Annotated in this window: 1 protein-coding gene; it reads right to left on the bottom strand. The window is 48.8% G+C overall.

Translation table 11 applies throughout. The annotated features are described in order from the left end of the window. The coding region (glnD, locus tag R8N28_RS24040; protein WP_318183527.1) for a [protein-PII] uridylyltransferase at positions 1 to 1,770 on the bottom strand (1,770 nt) is incomplete at both ends.

Below are 1,770 nucleotides of genomic sequence, written 5' to 3'. Positions count from 1 at the left end.
TTCTTCCCTTTTGTTGGTAAGAAATCGACTTTGGTTTTCACATTGAAGTGTTGAAGTTTATTTGGGGTGCGGCGCGTTTTAATCTTCGTCGGACGACCCGCTTCCAGTACGTGAGTGAGGTGTTTAATCACGGCAGCATGGCGAGATTCGTCAATGGCTTCTCCATGTTGGTCGAGCACCATGAAGGTATCAATCACGTGGCCGTCTTTGCTGGTCATGATTTGTGCGTCATGAACGTTAAAGTTACGACGGTCGAGCTCCGCCACCACGGTAGCAAACAACGCTGGTTGATCTTTGGTGTAAACGAACACTTCTGTTCCACCACGCGTAGCCTTTTTGCTGATAAGTACCAGTGGTTTGTTTGGATCATCCATACGCAGCAAATGCGCACAATGCCAAGCGATTTGAGTGTGAGTATGGCGCAAGAAATAGTCGGCTTTGAATCGTTGCCACAACACTTCGATTTGGCGTGCAGAAAACCCTTCTTTGCGCAGCAATGCGGAAGCCATTTGTTGGTTATGGCGAATACGCTCACGCACATCAACCGGATTTTCTAATCCGCGACGCAGTGCGCGTTGCGTTGAGTAGAAGAGCTCGGCAAGCAGCGTGCGTTTCCAAGCAGTCCACAACTCTGGATTGGTTGCGCAAATATCCGCAACCGTGAGACACACCAAATACTCAAGAGATTCTTCGTCACGAACTTGTTTCGCAAACTCTGTAATGACGTCAGGATCGTAAATATCGCGTCGTTGTGCGGTGACTGACATGAGAAGGTGATGCCTCACCAGCCAGCCCACTAACTTAGCTTCTGGCTTCGACAGCCCGTGTTCAATACAGAAATCGTACGCTTCACCTTCACCAATCACTGAGTGATCACCACCGCGACCTTTACCAATATCATGGAAGATTGCTGCAATGATCAGCAGTTCTTTCTTTTGCATGCGAGGGTATATGTCGCAACAAATCGGATGCTTCGCATGGTTGTCTGGATTGTTAAAGGTATTGATGTGTTTGAGTAGGCGGATGCTGTGCTCGTCAACCGTGTAGGCGTGGAACAGGTCGAATTGCATCTGACCAACAATCTGGCTCCATTGCGGTAAATATGCGGCCATGACCCCAAGTCTATGCATCAAACTGAACGCTTTATGAAGTGCATTTGGGTGTCGACATAACGCTAAGAATTTTTCACGAGCCGCTGGAATCGTGTGTAAAAACTTGTTTAAGCGGCGACGTGCGGTACGCAGTTGTCGCAGGGTTGGAGGGCTTACCCCTTCAATGGTTGAGTCGTTCGCGATATGCAAAAACATATCAAGAATAGTTTCAGGTCTGGCTTGGAATAGCGCGGGTTTTCTGGCTTCGATTAACGATCCACGGCGTTGAAAATCTGCATCCAAAATTTCTGCGTTTTCAGTCGCGCCACCATTGATGATGGCTTGATCAAACAGTTTGAGCAGCATTTTGTTTAATTCTGCGACGCGACGAAGTGTGCGATAAAACTCTTTCATCATCATCTCGACGCCGCGATTGCCTTCACCAACATAACCGAGGTTTTCGGCCACTTGTGCTTGATGTGCGAAGGTCAAACGGTTGTCGTATCGGCGAAGTTCAATGTGCAGCGCAAAGCGGACACGCCACAAGAAGTCCTGACACTCCACCAGTTCGCGGTATTCCGCATCGGTAAGAAAGCCGTAACGGCTCATTTCTAGCAGAGATGTGGCGCCAAAGTGACGGCGCGCTACCCAGCTCAAAGTGTGAATATCGCGAAGACCT

It is taken from the genome of Vibrio sp. Vb1554 (genome assembly GCF_033344235.1).
Note: the sequence above shows the minus strand (reverse complement) of the source record. Positions and strands in the feature narration are given on the sequence as shown.